This is a genomic window from Ectorhizobium quercum, assembly GCF_026552795.1.
Taxonomy (GTDB): Bacteria; Pseudomonadota; Alphaproteobacteria; order Rhizobiales; family Rhizobiaceae; genus Ectorhizobium; species Ectorhizobium quercum.
In genome coordinates this window covers 290016-305394 of record NZ_JANFPI010000005.1, presented here as the reverse complement: position 1 = coordinate 305394, position 15379 = coordinate 290016, and the positions used below count along the sequence as shown (strand labels likewise).

The following is a 15379-nucleotide window of genomic DNA, read 5'->3' as shown; positions in this document are numbered from 1 at the left end:
GTCTCCTCAACCGAAGGTGAAAGCATAGGCCTCCAGACCGGGGTCCAGGAAGCGGATTTCGAAGGTGCGGTCGGCAACCGGCCCGCTCTGGCGCACGAGCTGGTAAAGCCGCTGTTCCGTCACGGTGCCGTTGCCCTCGGCATCGGTATCGACGCCGTGATCCTCGCCCGGCGGCTTGCCGTCGATCGTCACCTTGAACCGCACCGGCTTGCCGTCGCTGCCGGGGCCGAGAACGAGGTGAAGGTCGCGGGCGTGGAAGCGATAATAGAGGCTGCCTTCGCCCTGCGAAAGCGCGGCCTTTTCCGGGCCGACGACCCAGCTTCCGGTCAGGCCCCATTCGTTGCGCCGCGGTGTCTCGGCCGTGTAGACATGGGCGGCATCATTGACCATGCCGTCGGCGCCGAGAAAGTTCTGCGCCCTGAGATAGCCGATATAGGTTTCCGGCGATTGCACCTCGGCTTCGTTCGAGGCGGCTTCCGCGCCCGTGGCGTTCACGGCGACGATATCTTCGGCGACATCGGGCCGGCCGGCCTCGGCCAGAAGCTGCTGGATCACCCGTTCGGACTGCTCGTATTCGCCCTCGCCGAAATGGTGGTGGCGCACGCGGCCCTCGGCATCGATGAAGTAATGCGCCGGCCAGTACTGGTTGTTGAACGTCCGCCAGATGGCATAGTCGTTGTCCACTGCCACGGGATAGTCGATGGCCAGGGTCTGCGTCGCGCGCCTGACATTGTCGATCCGCTTCTCGAAGGCGAATTCGGGCGAATGCACGCCGATGACCACGAGGCCCTGATCCCGGTACTTCTCCGCCCAGGCGCGGACATAGGGAATGGCGCGCAGGCAGTTGATGCAGGAATAGGTCCAGAAATCGACCAGCACCACCTTGCCCTTGAGCTCGCTCATGGTCAGCGACGGCGAGTTCAGCCACTCGACCGCACCGTCGAACGAAGGCACGATGGATTCAACCGGAAGCGGCGCATCGCCCGACGGCGACGGCCCGCCCTGCATCATCATCGATGGATTGCCGGACATCATCATGCTGTTGTTGTCGGCGCCCGTCATCGCATTGCCCGGAGCGGGCTGCATGGACATGGAGGGCGCCATCGCGGTGCCGTTCGCACCCGTCTGCGGCCTCGGTTGAAGGCGGTCGATCAGGGATTGTTCGAGCGCCGTGGTGCTCTCGGCCGAAATCCGCGTCAGGAAGCCTGTGTCGAGCCCGAAGGCAATCGCCACGACCGCCACCAGCACGGCGGCACCGATGCCGCGCCTGACATATTCGCCGATGCCGAGCGACCGTTTCATGGCCTGATAGACGCGCCCGCCGACCAGCAGTGCCAGCGCCAGCGAGGTCGCCGCGCCCAGCGCATAGGCCGCCAGCAGCGCCGTCGTTCCGGCGCTCGCGCCATTCAGTGCCGCGCCGGTCAGGATGAGCCCGAGGACCGGTCCGGCGCAGGGCGCCCAGAGAAGGCCGGTCGCCACGCCGATGAGCAGCGAGGTTCCGACCCCTGAAAGCCCACCGGTCCTGCCGCGGCGGTCGGCCGTTTCGCTGAGACGGGCGCCCAGCGCCACGACCGGGCGCGTGACGCGCTCGGCCAGCGCCGGAAAAAGCAGGATCACGCCGAAGGCGGCGAGGATGATCATCGCGATCAGCCGTCCATATTCGTTGGCGTCCACTGCCCAGCCGCCGCCGACCGCGGCAAGCGTCGCCACCGCGGCGAAGGTCGCGGCCATGCCCAGCAGCATCGGCAGCGTGCCGCTGAGGAAGGGTTGCCCGGCCCGCGCGAAGACGAAGGGCAGCACCGGCAGAATGCACGGGCTGACGATGGTGAGCACGCCTGCGAGATAGGCGAGGATGGCGAAGGTCATGGTTCAGCCTTTCCCGGTCACGCGGCGGCCGGCGTGAATGTCAGGGCCAGTCCGTTCAGGCAGTAGCGCAGTCCCGTCGGCCGCGGCCCGTCGTTGAAGACATGACCGAGATGGCCGCCACAACGGCTGCAATGGACCTCCACCCGCACCATGCCGTGAGACGTGTCGCGCGTCGTGCCGACCGCATTGTCGAGCGGTGCCCAGAAACTCGGCCAGCCGGTGTTGCTCTCGAACTTGGTGTCGGAGGAAAACAACGGCTGGTCGCAGCCCGCACACGAGAACGTGCCCTTGCGGTGCTCGTTGAGAAGCGGGCTCGATCCCGGATACTCCGTTCCCTGCTTGCGCAGGATGTCGAACTGCTCGGGCGTCAGGCGCTTGCGCCACTCCTCTTCGGTATGGCTGACCGCAAACGTCCCGCCGGATGCGGCAAGAAGCGAGTGGACACCCATGCCGAGATAGCCCGCAGCGACGACCGCCGTTCCCGCCGCCAGAAATTTGCGTCTGTTCATCATGCCACACCGCCTGTTCCTGACCTGGCCTTTCGGTGACGAAGAGGCAGGCGACCGCTCCGCTGTCGCATTCCACCCCCCATCACGGGGAGGAGCGGTTCGCCTGCGCCTCGTTCACATGCCGTCAGCGATCCATGCTGTATATTGGCTCTTACCGGCGCGCTGACAATCCCTCTTCTCGCCCCGCGCGTTCAGAGCTTCGTGACAGGCCCGTCGCCGGAGAGGTGGGGGAAGGCCGGCGGCCGATGGATGCGATAATCGGGATCAGGCCTGTGCCGATTCCGCTCACCTGCCGGTATGGGTTCAATGAAGCCTATCACGGCTGCTCGGAAAGACGGCTCGACCCCGGCGCGCGTCTTTCCGGCTCGGGCTCGCTTGATCTCGCCGTTTCGAAAGGCTGATCGGCAAGTTGCCGGCTTCGGTTTACTGATTGGGCCGCCCCGTCAGGGCCAGGCGAACTGCGAGGCCAATGAAGAAGATGCCGGCAATTCCGTCCAGCCAGCGGCCGACGCTCGTTCTGGAAATCCACCCGGCAGCCTTTCCGGCGGCGAGCCCGACCGCGATCAGGAAGGTCAACCCGATGGCATTGTGGATGCAGCCGAGCAGGAACACCTGCAAGCCGACCTGTCCAAGCTCGACGTTCACGAACTGGGGCAGCAGGGCGATGTAGAAGATCACCACCTTCGGATTGAGGATATTGGTGATCAATCCGCGTGAGAAGACCCGCCATACGGAAACCTCTTCGCTCTGCCCGAGCTTCGCGTCAGCGCCCGCGTTGCGGATGAAAGCCCTGAGCGCCTGAAGCCCGAGCCAGGCCAGATAGGCCGCGCCGACCATCCTCATGATGTCGAATGCGAGCGGAGATGCGGCGATGACGGCAGAAACGCCCAGCGCTGCGGCGGTTGCATGAACGAGCGAGCCAACCCCGATGCCGAGGGCGGCGGCGAAAGCCCCTCTGGCCTTGTGTCGCATGCCATTTGCGACGACGAAGACGACGTCGGGTCCGGGTGCCAGCGCGAGAGCGGCGGCCAGCACGATATAGGCGGCCGTCAGGGCGGGATCGAGTATCATTGCGACCTCTGAAGAAAAAGGGTTGGGAATCGGACGCGGGCCCAGACATTCGTAACTCTAAAGACGGCGATCGTCTCCATCCAGATTCGAATTCAGATGACGGTCCGCCGACCTCCCGGAGCAACGGGCACCAAGTCGCCAAAACGATATCCGGCACGACTGGAAAATCAAGGAATCAAGGGCTTTTGGGGAGAATTGGCTGGGGAACCTGGAGCCGGACAAACGTTCCTGAAACCCATTTACTTTCAATGCGTTGCTCGATGTCGCGCCAACAATGTGGGGGTAGTTTGTGGGGGTGTCAACAATTAGATTTTGTTTCAGATACGGAACGATTTTGTGAGGCGGTTGACCAGATCGCGCCTACGACCGAGCATGGAAAAACCGCCATCACAGGGCTCGCAACCCTCCGGCGGTTTTCACAAGGTGTTCCAGAATGCTGAACGACATTTCTGAAGTTGTAAAGCCGCCGATGGCGGTTGCGTGAGCGCGAATCCCGAAGCATTCGAGTTTCTGCGAAAGAGCGCGTACGGGCATGTGCAGAAGCATGGGAATGAAGCGCAGGCGCTCCGCCAGCATTGCCGGGACGCGCTCGATGCCTGGCTTCGAGATGAAGGGGCAGGTAGCGACCTGCATGCCAGCGAGGCCGAAGCGCTGGTTGACGATGTCTCCTTCTGGGTGAACCAGAACTATCGCAGACCGAAGCGGAAGGCAGAACGGCGACGGGAGGAACGTGCCGCATCCGCGATGGTAGCTTCTTTCTTTCTGGAAGAGGCGGCGCAAGCTGGACTCAAGCCGAGCATCAGGAACGCCGCCCGGATGGCGGGGCGCTCGAAGTCCACTATGGCGCGGCATCTGCGCTTGCAAGGCATCGCACCCGTCCGTGAGAAGAAGATCGCGGCGCTGGCGGCTCCGGCGAAGCGCCTTGCGCGTATCCTCGACAGCACCTTCCCGATCGATGGCGCATGGCTCGTCCAGGTGGATCATTGCATCGCCAAACTCTGGGACGATCTGGATGTCCTGCCCGAAGCCATGCCACGCTCCACGAAGTCCGAGCGCCGGAAGAAACTGCCGGAACTGATGGCGACGATCACGGCGGCCGGGATCGGCTTCAATGCCCTCGTCAACGGCGACGTGGTTGCCGTTCGCCGGGGCCGACGCTTCCACGGGATGAAGGATGCTGCGGCATGGATGGAGGAAGAGGAGCGCGTCAACGGTTTCCGGCTCTTGCGAGGCCCGGAGACCGATGGCCGGAAACAATGGTTCTGGGACGATCCGTGGGTTGCCGACGTGCTGGCGGTGATGTCTACGGGAGCCATCTGGCGAACGTTTCCGGATGCGGGCCATTTGAAGCCGTGGCTGCGTCTCCTGCGCCCTCTGCTCGATCCTCGCCCGCTTGTCGCCGTCATCGATACGGCGGTCCGTGGGGCGATACAGGGCGATTTCGTGCTCGATCTGCGTGGCTTGTGCGCGGGCGTGACGGACGGTGAAGTCAGGAAGGCCGGGTACAGGCTGGCAAGCGTTATCGAGACGGCCCGGCTTTGTGCGGAACGAGGATGGGAACCGTTCGACTACTTCAACGATGTCGACCACGAACTGGGATTTATGAAGTACGTGGCGGCCAACGTGCCGAAGAGCTATGCGAAGCTGATGTATTTCCGGAACGTCGTGCTTGAGGAAGTTGGCGCAAGCTACGCGGACGATCCGAATCCGATCCAGGCGACACTGGCACGATGCAGGACGCTACGGGAGGAGGAGCGGGCCGGAACGTGGACGGCTCCCAAGCCGAAGGAACTGGCGGCGTTCCTGCCTCCGAAAGGGTGACGGCATGGGCTTCCACCGCGCAGGTCGCCAAGTCGGCATGTTCGGATTTTGGAGATTAAAAATTCGATGAAAACAACGATATTTCAGATGTTTACTTCTGAAATCGTCCCGTTTTCCTATTATAGTAGGAAATCTACCTGATTGCCTACTGCCGCACGAGAAAGCGAATGACAGACGCAGGGCACAGGTCCTGCATTCGGCATTTCGGGATCGGTGTGCGGCGTGACGGCAGAGCCTGTCGTCACCACGGCAACCACCCGGTTGCCTCGTCGTCCCTCTGGACGGCGACAAGGCCCCTGCTAGGTCCGCCGGAAGGCTCTCCATGAAATGGTCCGGCGGAAGCCTCCCCGAAGGGCCGACGACTCGCCCAACGGAAGAGCCATTAGTCGGTCACTAAAGACTATTGTTTCAGGCTCCGCCGGCGGTCACGATTCTTCCACCGGGATTTCCCCGGCGAGGATCACATCATGCAGGAATATGAACTGCCTATCGTCGTCACCAACCAGGGCCCGGCTGCCCCGGCACTGCTCAAGATCATCCGGTTGCCGACTAGCTGGTACGCCGCCATCTGGGAGAGCGCCGAGCGATATGCCAGCTTCTCGCAAGAAAAGACCGAACTGAACGGTGGCTTCGCTCATATGAACGCCCGCGAGTTCCTTGACCGCGTGCAACTCGTCGCGGCCTTCACGCATGGCATCAGTTTCGAGTGGGGGGAGGATCTGTAATGGTCCTGAACATCACTGACACGTTGCGCGATCGGGTTCGTCGCATGGTCTATGCCAAGGCCCGCGCCGAAGGTCTTGGTATCGCTCTGATGACCCAGATCAAAGATGATCCGAAGTTCGGACCGCTCTATGCCGAACACAAGGCCGCATACGAGGAATCCTTGATGCTCGAAGCGAAGACTCTCGGCCTGGTCGGCGGCAACGTCGATCTTCTCGAACGGCTCATTCGAGATGTTCACGCGGAAGGCGGGGCGACCTCCCGGAAGCACTGATGTCCTTCCAGTTCGTCCATCTCGAAGCATTCTCGCGCAAGGGTGACGGCAAGGGACGTTCCACGGCCTTTGTCTTCGCGGAAGCCCGACGCGATCCAGCGGCATCCGTCCACGTTGCGAATCCATTGCCCCCCGCCGTCGTCTTCGGCATCGGCGTGGATGAGGTCGAGCGGTTGCACGATGCCACAGCCGATGCCGCGACGACGACCCCGAAGGGTGGAAAGCCACGAAAAATCCAGAAGACGCAGCACACGTTGATGACGGTGGTTGCCTCGCATCCGTATTCGATGGAGGAAGTTCGCGCCGATCTGGAAAAACAACGCGAGGCGGAGGATTGGGAAAAGCGAACAGTGACGTGGCTTCGTTCACAGTACGGCGACAAGCTTGTCTCCGTGATCCGCCACGAAGATGAAGGGTATTTCCACGTTCATGCCTACATCCTGCCGGACGATCCCGCCATGCGGGCCTCTGCCCTGCATCCCGGCCAGTGTGCGAAGGCCGCTGTCATGGCGGCCGGTCCTGCCGAAGGCGAGGATATCAAGGCGCTGAACAAGCGCGGAGATCAGGCATATAGGCAGGCGATGCGGGAATGGCAGGATTCGTATCACGAGACCGTCGCCATCGCGTGCGGCCTGACCCGCCTCGGCCCGCAGCGCCGTCGGCTGACGCGGGCCGAATGGCAAGCGGAGCAGACGCAGGCCAAATCTCTGAAGACGACGATCGAAAGAGCGAAGGCCGTGAAGGAGAAGGGCGAATCCTTCATCACTGCCACGAAGGAAGATGCAGCCGCGATCCGGGAGGAAGCGGCACAGGCGAAGGCGGAAGCCGACCGCCAGCTTGCCGCCGCCAAGGCCGCGACAGAAGCCGCCAAGGCGGCTCAAGACAAGGCCGTCTCCGAACAGCGCAAGGCCCGGTCGATGATGGCCCGCGTCCGTCAGGAAGCCGCCCGCGTCCGGGCGGCGACGGCAAGGCTCCAGCGCCTGCCGGGTGCGCTACGCAGCGTGTTCGACGGCTTCAGAAATTCAGCGGTCGCGGCCCGCATCCGGCAGGCCGTCGAATCCGAGATGGAGGCTCTTCGGCGAGCCGCCGACCATGCCGCCGACCGGGCGAGTGCCGCAGACGCGGGGCGGCGTGAAGCCGAGATACGGGCAAAGAACTTACGGGAGAACTTTGCAGAGGTCGGGCGCGAACTGGCCGTCGCCAGGCGTGAGCTTGCCGCGCTCCGTCCACCAGAGCCGGAACCGGAACGGGCTCCGTCCATTTCGATGCCCGGTCTGCGTCGGCCGTGATGTGCCGTTTCGAGACTCTGGAATTGTCAACAATTACAGAATGTTAAGTGTCAACTTTTTTGTAAAAAGTTGCGTCTGCCCCCTTGCTAAGGTCAGCGATTGGCGTCATCATTTTTCTTGTCAGCGCGATGAAAGAAACGCTGACACGGTGTCGCTCCGCACGAGGGATTAGGAAATTGCCGGGTTCCGACTTGGTGTTCCGCGTTATCGTTCCCCTTGAGGGATTACGTTGCGGTCTCTACGGGGGCCGTTAACAAAATTAAGACCAGAGCTCCGGCTCTGGTCTTCACGTCCGCCGCTGCATAAGCGGTCTGGGGTTCGGTGGCCTGTCGGCTGAGTCCCTTTACCTCCTTTTAAGGGAGGCGTGTGACAGGACTTTCCTCCCTTCACGGGAGGGTGTTCTCTGCTTCGGCAGAGATGTACCGTTCTAGATGGAGATGCCTGCATCTCTACGAGCGTCCCTCTGCATCAGCAGAGATTTTGGATCGGGAGGCTTCGGCCTCCCTTTTCTGTTGATGGATCATGCCGCCTCCGCGAATCCTTCAATCGGCTGCGCGGTAGCCTGTCGAGGCTTCTGGCGGCGCTGTTTGCCTTTGGCCTGATATTCGGCCAGCAACCGCAATGCCTGGCGAAGATCGGATTGCGTGGCTTTCCTCATCGCCTGAAACTCCGGAAGACTTTCGAGGGCGGAGATTTCCAGTGCCAGATTGTTGAATGTTCTTCCGCCAAGTAGCCGGCGCGCACGGCCAGCGGATGCCTTGACGTTGCGGGCCGATGCCTTCGATTTCCCGCGCTTGTGTAACCATTGAAGGAACCCGCCTGAAATATCAGGCGCTGTCCTGCCTGCCTCGCGATCGAGGATGACGCGACCAAGCGCGGTGGCAACCGGGGCAGGAACGGCATTTGCGATCATCTGCAAGATGTCCTGTTTGGCGCTGGCCCGCCATTCCCATGAGACCGGGAACCCCTGGATTCGGGAAATCTGGTGAACTGTCAGGACGGCGGTATCGACCGCTGCAACAGGGTCGCCGGGATGAGGTGCTGAGAGATAGCGCGGGGTCGGTCGTTCCCATGCCGTGCGTGTCACGGTAGGGAACGGTTCATCGATCGAGCGAACGCCCCGGCCAGCGCGAACAGGGCGGGAATACACGTATCCATTCCGGATCAGGGCCGCGTCGTCTGGATGCGGCTGGTAAGAGGTAGGAATGGGCCTGATGGACCGTTCGCGGATCGTCGGTGCTGGTTCATCTGGCCCCCATATCGAACGTCGGGCTTCGGAGGTCGCAGGGAAATAGATTGCCGCCGGCGTGATCGCGCCAAACAGGTCGCGCAACGTCATCGGCTGCGCGGATGCCGTCGCCGCTATCGACGACGCGAGGAAGTCGTCACGTTCTCCGATCCTTCCAATGACGAACAGACGCCGCCGCGATTGCGGAACCCCGTATCGGCTGGCGTTGATCCTGCTTTCGGTGATGCCGTAGCCCGCCCGTTTCAGGATCGCCCGCGCCTCGGCCCATGTTGATGACTTCGCGCAGCCGATGACATTCTCCATCATGAACCATCTCGGCCTGACCGTCGCTACGATCAGGGCGAAGGCCAGTGTCAGACGGGCATTGTCGGCTTCCGTGCGGTTCCCGGCACTGGAATAGTCCTGACAGGGAGGACCGCCCGCAATCATGTCGGGGGCCAGTCCAAGGATTTCCGGAATGGTCGAAAGCAGGTCCTTCAGGTCAGCGACCACGGCATGGTTGCCGACATTCCGATTGTAATTCTCGACCGCGACCGGCCACGCATCATATGCCTTTAGAATATCGAACCCCGCCCGCCGGAGCCCGAGCGATATTCCTCCGGCACCCGAAAATAACTCAACTACCCGCACGAAATCCCCGAAAAACCATCTTGTAAAATTACATGACGGAAAATGACGGCCAGAGCTTACGAAAATGCAAATGCTGGCGACTGCCTCTGGATGCAATGAGGGGGATTTCCCCCTGCCGGATTGGCATTTCTCTTAATCGGAAGATGCCAGCATCCCCGCACAACAGGGGGTATAATATGTCCATTCAAGACAATCCGAATATTATCAAGGTCACTGGAACCGTGAAGGAATTTAACGGCAGAACGTTCCTCGACCGCAATGTGCTCGATGACCTGTGGCACTATGCCTATCTGATCATCGAGGACGAGAAGGGCGAATTGCTCAAATTCGAGCGCGTCACGACCAATGAAAAAATCGATCCGGAAATAGTGATCGGGAATTCCTGCACGCTCTACTTCCGGCGAATCCGCTCGTGGAACAGGTCGGTTTTCCATTTGGTCGCCAGCGAAAGCGATGACCGTGGACTCAATTGCTTCAGTCTCTACCAGACGGCGAACAGAATCGCGCATACCGCGATGATGGTGAAGGCGGTTCCGGGGGCCTATATTTTCGGTCTGCTCATGTTCCTGATTCCCGCCCGGTTCACCATCGGTATCGGGAACGTCTTCTGGCTCGCTCTCATCCCGCCCATAGCCTTTCTCGTGATGAACCATCTGAGCGGACCTGGCCGCATCAGGAAGGATTCGATCGCTCTCCACAAGGAACTGGAACAATCGAGAATCGGCGCGAAATTCGACGGTCGCCAATTGAAGACGGTGTGATGCGATGAAAATCATGTCGGAAGAAAGCAGGCTTCGGCGCTGGCTCATCATCGCGCTGATGGGCGCGTTCATCCTGCCGCTCGGCGCAACGCTGATTATGGCATCCTACAAGCTGGTGACAACGGCAGGGCCGATGATATGGGGTTCGTGGTCGAACCATAGCTCCCGCCTGCAACGGGAAGAGGATCGTGTCGCCCGCATAGAGCAAGATGCACGGGAAAGAAGTTTCCAGATTGTCTGCCCCGATTACTTCGATGCCTCGATCCTCGACAGGTGGACCGGATATCGGAATCTTTCATGGTGCGAGGATTATCGCGACAGGATGCCCGAAACGGATTGAACGGGGTGGAATGCAGGGCGGGCATCATCCGTCCTGCCTGCCGATCCCCGCGATGCCTGCCGAAATCGCCAGCGCAACGAGATGGGGGATGTTTCTGGCCTTGAAGCGGGCCTTCAATCGGTCGATCCGGTGTTCGACCGTCCGCGGCGACAGGCGCAAGATCGCCGCGATTTCCCTTGTGCTGGCCCCTTCCGTCAATAGCTGGAGAATACCGGGATCGATGTTGTCGAAGCCGATGCCGTGCGGGGCTGCTGGCAGCAGGGCATGAATTGCGAGAAGGCCGATGCACCATGCGCTTCGGCCACGGGCATTCTTCTGCGGGAATATGGCCCTGTCGTAGATCATGGTCATGCCGAGTGCTTCCGCCGCCACGCGTCTTGTCGCGGGGCGCTGGCGTTCGGCTGCTTCAGTATAGGCCGGGATCACGGTGCTACGGAGATAGGCTTGATCCGGGAAGTCGGAAAACCGCACGGTCTGTTGAAGCGTCTGCATCGCCTCAAGCGTGGTCGGCAGCCGATAGCGACGGATGAACACGATCCCGAAATCCTCGCAGGCGGTCGGCTGCATGTCGATGACGACAAGCGCCATGTTCGGGCGCAGCACGTCGAGGAATGGCACATAGAGAGCGGTAGCACTCTCAAGGCCGCCGGGGCTGGAAATCCACGAATCCATCATCCACCGCGATATTTGCCGGAACGTCGCCGGCGGCCTCATGGGCAAAATCCGATGACGCGCAAAGAACAGACGACGGTTCGCGAGGATGGAAACCAAGGTTTTTGTCACGACGAACAAAGCCCATTTGTTCCATGCGTAAGTCCTTGTCATCGTTTCCATAATGAATTTGTCGCATTTCCAGATATTCGCCCCGCGAAAACCTTCCTTTCTGTCAAGGCATCCGGAAATGCGTATCGGCGTGGAGGATTCGACGGGAATGGCAAGGATTGGATATGCGCGGGTTTCAACGGCAGACCAGCATCTTGACCTGCAAAGGAACGCGCTTGAGGCGGCGGGATGCACGCGCATATTCGAGGACCACGGTGTTTCCGGAGCGGCGAGCAAAAGGGATGGCCTGTCTTCCGTTCTGAGAATGCTACGGCGGGGCGACGTTCTGGTGGTCTGGCGGCTGGACCGCCTCGGTCGCTCGGTCGGCCATCTGGTTCAGATTATCGGTAGGCTCCAGAAGCGACAGATCGGATTCCACTCTTTGACCGAGAACATCGAAACGGAATCCGCCGGGGGCCGGATGGTTTTTCATGTCCTCGCGGCGATGGCGGAATTCGAGCGGTCCATCATCCGTGAGAGAACGGTGGCAGGCATTGCTGCTGCGCGTGCGCGTGGGCAGCGACATGGCCGGAAACGGTCACTGACGGATGAACAGTGTGTCGAGGCGTATCGGAAGATCGACGGTGGCGAGCAGTGGGAAGATGTCGCTTCGCGTCTCCACGTCCATCCGCGCACGCTGAAACGCTGTATCACAAAGGTTTGCGGCGACCTGCCGGGCGGCATCGGCTGAGCAAGATCACTTCTTCCCTGTCGGGTGCTTGAAGCTTTTCATTCAGTTCGGATCGGTCTCGTTTTCATAGAGCAACTTCGTATTGCCATCCTACGAACTGACTGGTGATCACTCTGAGGTTGCGATGCTCGATAGAAAAGCCAAAACGGGATCCGAGAACAATCTTGTTAATGTTCTCTTTATGTTCTATGGATAGTTTTCTGCCGGGATGTCAGAAAGATTCCCAGAGCGATGCGAGGTGATTCATGTCCGATTTTTCCGTTCTCCGGCAAAAAGCCGGATTGAGCGTCCCTGAAGCAGCCAAGCTTCTAGGCTACAACGAGCGTCAGGTTTATCGGTGGGAATCGGGAGAAAACGTTCCGCGAAAGATTGTGACGGACAAGCTTGAAGCCATGCGTCAAGAGCGATGCGCTGCTTCTCCAGAGCATTCCTTCACCTTTATCGACTTGTTCGCTGGTATTGGCGGCTTGCGTCGTGGATTTGATGCCATTGGTGGCAAGTGCATTTTCACCTGCGAATGGGACAAGCATTCCAAGGAAACTTATCGTGCAAACTATCCTGACGACGAGCACGAAATCTGGAACGACATCCGGGATCTCAAGGCGGAAGACGTGCCTGATCACGACGTTCTTCTTGCAGGTTTCCCATGTCAGCCGTTCTCACTTGCCGGGGTCTCGAAAAAGAATGCTCTAGGACGAGCTCACGGGTTCGCCTGTGAGACGCAGGGGACGCTATTCTTCGACATCCAGCGGATAATCGAGGTGAAAAGACCAAAGGCGTTTCTACTCGAAAACGTCAAGAATCTCGTGAACCATGACAAGGGGCGTACGTTCGCCATCATCAAAGATGTTCTCGAAAATCAGCTTGGCTACACGATTGAATGCAAGATCCTTGATGCCAAATCCTGGCTACCGCAGCACCGAGAGCGCATCTTCATCGTCGGTTTTCGGGAAAATCAGGGATTCTCGTTTGAAGATCTTCAGATCCCGGATGTCCTGAAAGGGCCGAAGCTTAAAACGATCCTTCATCCGGAGAACGGTGAAGAGGCTCCCGAGAAGCCTTTCACTGATGGTAACATCGGGCGCGTTTCGGATAAGTACACGCTCACCGACAAGCTCTGGGCCTACCTTCAAGCTTATGCAGACAAGCACAGGGCTGCGGGTAATGGTTTCGGTTTCGGGCTATTCACGCCAGAAGGTATCGCACGGACTCTGTCGGCACGATATCACAAGGACGGTTCCGAGATCCTGATTTCCAGAGGTGACGGACGCAATCCTCGTCGGCTAACGCCGCGCGAATGTGCTCGTCTCATGGGCTTTGACGGGCCCGGCGAGAGCAACTTCAGGATTCCAGTCTCCGACACGCAGGCTTACCGCCAATTCGGCAACTCGGTTGCCGTTCCGGCCGTGAAAGCTGTAGCGGAGCTCATGAAGCCGTATATTCTTGACTACCAGGAATTCGAGGAAGTCGTCAGAAAGCGGGCCTGATGGTCGATATTGTCAGCCCTGAGAAGCGTAGCGCCATGATGGCGGGTATTCGGGGCAAGGACACCCGACCCGAAATCGCCATCCGTAAGGCCCTTTTCAGGTTAGGATGGCGCTATCGCATCCATGACAAGCGGCTTCCTGGCAAGCCTGATCTGGTATTTCCCAAGCGCAAAGCCGTGATCTTCGTCGAGGGCTGTTTCTGGCACGGGCACGACTGTCACCTTTTCAAGATGCCATCCTCTCGTCAGGATTTCTGGCAGACGAAGATCGAAGGCAATCGGCAACGCGATGCCCGCGTCCGGAGCGAGCTACAAGCGTTGGGCTGGCGATATCTTGCTGTGTGGGAATGTGCCCTCAAGGGTAGAACCCGATTGCCATTTCCCGTCCTCTTGGACACCATCATCGGATGGCTCGAATCAGCCGAGCCTACGGGGGAAATCGAAGGGGTGAAGGATGGCGCTGGCTGATCTGACAGATTGGATGAACGAATTTGGTCGGCCGGGATATGTCTGGTATGCCAAGCGCCTTTCTGGCAATGACACTCTAGCAAACAAAAGCCATCAGGCGGGGCCTTACATCCCGAAGGATTTCCTCTTCGAGATGGTGCCAAGCATCAACAAACCGCAGGTATTGAATCCCGATGCCTTCTTCGAGCTTTACGTTGATTCACATCCTGACGTTAAGACAATCCGGGCGATCTGGTACAACGGGAAGCTGCATGGAAAGACTCGTAACGAGACGCGTCTGACGGGGTTCGGCGGGGCACAATCTGCGCTGCTGGATCCTGACAGCACCGGTGCGCTTGCCGTATTCGCATTTCGTCCAGAAACAGAGACGACGGTAGCGGAGTGCCATGTGTGGGTCTGCGGCGGCGAAGGCACTGAAGCGGACCTGGTGGAAGAGCGGCTTGGCCCTGTCGAGCCAAAGATTCCTGTGATCTGGCGTCCGGGTGTGTCGGAGCCTCAAGCCGACCTGTTCACTCGGCCTCCTCCGGCAAGGGCTTCCTGCTGGCTACAGCCAGATGAGATTCCGGCTGACTGGTTGATCACATTCCCGACCGGACGTGAGATCATTGCCAAAACGATCGAGCTACGGTCAGCAACCGGGATGAATGCCGATGTTCGGCTGCTACGTCGGCGGACATGCGAATTCGAGATCTTCAAATCCATCGAAGAAGCGAGCTGGCTACCGAAGATCAAGGAAGGTTTCCATTCTATCGATGGCTTCCTCGGGCTGGCGAACACAATCCTGCAAAGCCGAAAATCCCGCGCTGGCAAGTCTTTGGAATACCACACAGCATCAATCCTGGAAGAGGAAGGCCTGACACCAGGAACAGCCTTCGTTCACAATCCGCTGATCGAGGTGAACAAGCGTCCCGATTTCCTGTTCCCGAATGTTGCCGCTTATGAGGATTCATCATTTCCCGCGCATCGGCTACGCATGCTTGCCGCAAAAACGACCTGCAAGGACAGGTGGCGTCAGATCATAAACGAAGCGGATCGAATCCAGACGAAACATCTGCTGACCCTTCAGGAGGGTGTTTCTGAACCGCAATTCCGCGAGATGACCGAAGCAGGTGTTCGTCTTGTCGTGCCTTCGGGGATCCATGATGCCTATCCGGAAGCTGTGCGCCCCCATCTGATTACGCTCGAAGAGTTCATCGGAGACGTTCGCACCGCCTGACAGGCCGCGCCATGATTTGCGCCGGTCCGCCTTCGCCCGCATCCTTTTGAGGTGCATATGGCAACGGAGGATCGGGCATGTCGGCAGTCAATCAACGGATCGAATACGTCTATCAGAGTGCAGCCTGGCTCGCGGAAGGCGTGTTGATAGCTGCCTGCGAGGG

General features: G+C 59.8%; 15 protein-coding genes. 10 read left to right on the top strand and 5 right to left on the bottom strand.

The window, feature by feature from the left end; all coding sequences use genetic code 11:
* Positions 1 to 6 precede the first annotated feature (6 nt).
* The 3 genes from NOF55_RS16550 to NOF55_RS16540 form a co-directional block, all read right to left on the bottom strand.
* The gene (locus NOF55_RS16550; protein WP_306409984.1) at positions 7 to 1866 is read right to left on the bottom strand and encodes a cytochrome c biogenesis protein DipZ; all 1860 of its coding nucleotides are present in this window, start codon (positions 1864 to 1866) and stop codon (positions 7 to 9) included.
* A gap of 17 nt (positions 1867 to 1883) precedes the next feature.
* A complete protein-coding gene (msrB, locus tag NOF55_RS16545) occupies positions 1884 to 2378 on the bottom strand; it encodes a peptide-methionine (R)-S-oxide reductase MsrB (RefSeq protein ID WP_370868902.1) in 495 nt (164 codons plus the stop codon).
* Positions 2379 to 2798: 420 nt separating this feature from the next.
* On the bottom strand, positions 2799 to 3446 hold the full coding sequence (locus tag NOF55_RS16540) for a LysE family translocator (RefSeq protein ID WP_306409985.1): 648 nt from the start codon (positions 3444 to 3446) through the stop codon (positions 2799 to 2801).
* A 480-nt stretch (positions 3447 to 3926) separates the two neighbouring features.
* On the opposite strand from NOF55_RS16540, the gene NOF55_RS16535 reads away from it, so the two are divergent.
* The 4 genes from NOF55_RS16535 (at position 3927) to NOF55_RS16520 (ending at position 7553) form a co-directional block, all read left to right on the top strand.
* Positions 3927 to 5267 carry a hypothetical protein gene (locus NOF55_RS16535; protein ID WP_306409986.1) on the top strand — a complete coding sequence of 447 codons (1341 nt, stop codon included), beginning with the start codon at positions 3927 to 3929 and terminating at the stop codon, positions 5265 to 5267.
* A gap of 467 nt (positions 5268 to 5734) precedes the next feature.
* On the top strand, positions 5735 to 5992 hold the full coding sequence (locus NOF55_RS16530; RefSeq protein ID WP_306409987.1) for a hypothetical protein: 258 nt from the start codon (positions 5735 to 5737) through the stop codon (positions 5990 to 5992).
* Positions 5992 to 6264 (top strand): hypothetical protein, encoded by a 273-nt coding sequence (locus NOF55_RS16525; RefSeq protein WP_306409988.1) that lies wholly within the window; start codon positions 5992 to 5994, stop codon positions 6262 to 6264. The genes NOF55_RS16530 and NOF55_RS16525 overlap by 1 nt, the downstream gene beginning before the upstream one ends.
* Positions 6264 to 7553, top strand: a complete 1290-nt coding sequence (locus NOF55_RS16520) for a plasmid recombination protein (RefSeq protein WP_306409989.1) — start codon at positions 6264 to 6266, stop codon at positions 7551 to 7553. Before NOF55_RS16525 ends, NOF55_RS16520 begins: the two co-directional genes overlap by 1 nt.
* A gap of 520 nt (positions 7554 to 8073) precedes the next feature.
* Here NOF55_RS16520 and NOF55_RS16515 read toward each other — a convergent pair.
* Positions 8074 to 9432, bottom strand: a complete 1359-nt coding sequence (locus tag NOF55_RS16515) for a DNA cytosine methyltransferase (protein ID WP_306409990.1) — start codon at positions 9430 to 9432, stop codon at positions 8074 to 8076.
* 176 nt (positions 9433 to 9608) lie between these two features.
* Here NOF55_RS16515 and NOF55_RS16510 point away from each other — a divergent pair, with 176 nt between their 5' ends.
* Both NOF55_RS16510 and NOF55_RS16505 read left to right on the top strand, forming a co-directional pair.
* On the top strand, positions 9609 to 10193 hold the full coding sequence (locus NOF55_RS16510; RefSeq protein WP_306409991.1) for a hypothetical protein: 585 nt from the start codon (positions 9609 to 9611) through the stop codon (positions 10191 to 10193).
* Positions 10194 to 10206: 13 nt separating this feature from the next.
* Positions 10207 to 10533 (top strand): hypothetical protein, encoded by a 327-nt coding sequence (locus NOF55_RS16505; RefSeq protein WP_306409992.1) that lies wholly within the window; start codon positions 10207 to 10209, stop codon positions 10531 to 10533.
* Between the two features lie 24 nt (positions 10534 to 10557).
* Here the strand turns inward: NOF55_RS16505 and NOF55_RS16500 are convergent, their stop codons facing one another.
* The gene (locus tag NOF55_RS16500; RefSeq protein WP_306409993.1) at positions 10558 to 11367 is read right to left on the bottom strand and encodes a helix-turn-helix domain-containing protein; all 810 of its coding nucleotides are present in this window, start codon (positions 11365 to 11367) and stop codon (positions 10558 to 10560) included.
* A 67-nt stretch (positions 11368 to 11434) separates the two neighbouring features.
* Between NOF55_RS16500 and NOF55_RS16495 the strand changes: the two genes are divergently transcribed.
* The 4 genes from NOF55_RS16495 to NOF55_RS16480 all read left to right on the top strand — a co-directional run bounded on the left by NOF55_RS16495 (position 11435) and on the right by NOF55_RS16480 (position 15216).
* A complete protein-coding gene (locus tag NOF55_RS16495) occupies positions 11435 to 12046 on the top strand; it encodes a recombinase family protein (protein WP_306409994.1) in 612 nt (203 codons plus the stop codon).
* Between the two features lie 245 nt (positions 12047 to 12291).
* Positions 12292 to 13533 carry a DNA (cytosine-5-)-methyltransferase gene (dcm, locus tag NOF55_RS16490; protein WP_306409995.1) on the top strand — a complete coding sequence of 414 codons (1242 nt, stop codon included), beginning with the start codon at positions 12292 to 12294 and terminating at the stop codon, positions 13531 to 13533.
* Positions 13533 to 14000, top strand: coding sequence for a very short patch repair endonuclease (locus tag NOF55_RS16485; protein ID WP_306409996.1), 468 nt, complete (start codon positions 13533 to 13535; stop codon positions 13998 to 14000). Before dcm ends, NOF55_RS16485 begins: the two co-directional genes overlap by 1 nt.
* The gene (locus NOF55_RS16480) at positions 13987 to 15216 is read left to right on the top strand and encodes a type II restriction endonuclease (RefSeq protein ID WP_306409997.1); all 1230 of its coding nucleotides are present in this window, start codon (positions 13987 to 13989) and stop codon (positions 15214 to 15216) included. Before NOF55_RS16485 ends, NOF55_RS16480 begins: the two co-directional genes overlap by 14 nt.
* Positions 15217 to 15379 lie beyond the last annotated feature (163 nt).